The sequence below is a fragment of the Paenibacillus sp. EPM92 genome (assembly GCF_016586185.1).
Taxonomy (GTDB): domain Bacteria; phylum Bacillota; class Bacilli; order Paenibacillales; family NBRC-103111; genus Paenibacillus_G; species Paenibacillus_G validus.
Window position 1 is genome coordinate 1 of the sequence record NZ_BCPS01000138.1, and the last position, 669, is coordinate 669.

Consider the following 669-nt stretch of genomic DNA (forward strand, 5'->3'; position numbering starts at 1 on the left):
TTTGTTCCTTGAAAACTGGATAAACGAAACAAAGCAACAAATGCTGAATCAAAATCCGGTACGACTTCGGTCGTACAAGTGATAGCTGGATAAGCTATAAAGAGCACACGGAGGATGCCTAGGCACCAGGAGCCGAAGAAGGACGTGGCGAACAACGATAACGCCTCGGGGAGCCGTAAGCAGGCATTGATCCGGGGATGTCCGAATGGGGGAACCCGCGTGAGGTAATACTCACGTACCATGCAGTGAATACATAGCTGCATAGGAGGCATACGAGGGGAACTGAAACATCTAAGTACCCTCAGGAAAAGAAAACAAAAGTGATTCCGTCAGTAGCGGCGAGCGAAAGCGGATTAGCCCAAACCAAGGAGCTTGCTCCTTGGGGTTGTAGGACGCCGTCGTGGGTGCAGCAGGTTAGGCGAACAGGTCTGGAAAGGCCGGCCATAGAGGGTAAAAGCCCCGTAACCAAAAGTCTGCGAACACCCTAGGCGTATCCTGAGTAGGGCGGGACACGTGAAACCCCGTCTGAATCCGGCAGGACCATCTGCCAAGGCTAAATACTCCCTGGTGACCGATAGTGAAGCAGTACCGTGAGGGAAAGGTGAAAAGAACCGCGGGAGCGGAGTGAAAAAGAACCTGAAACCGTGTGCTTACAAGAAGTCAGAGCCC

The 669-nt window shown here is 52.5% G+C and carries 1 rRNA gene; it reads left to right on the forward strand.

Annotated elements, in window-relative coordinates:
* Positions 1–87: 87 nt before the first annotated feature.
* Positions 88–669: ribosomal RNA gene (locus JMF85_RS27840) — 23S ribosomal RNA — on the forward strand; the annotation flags it as partial.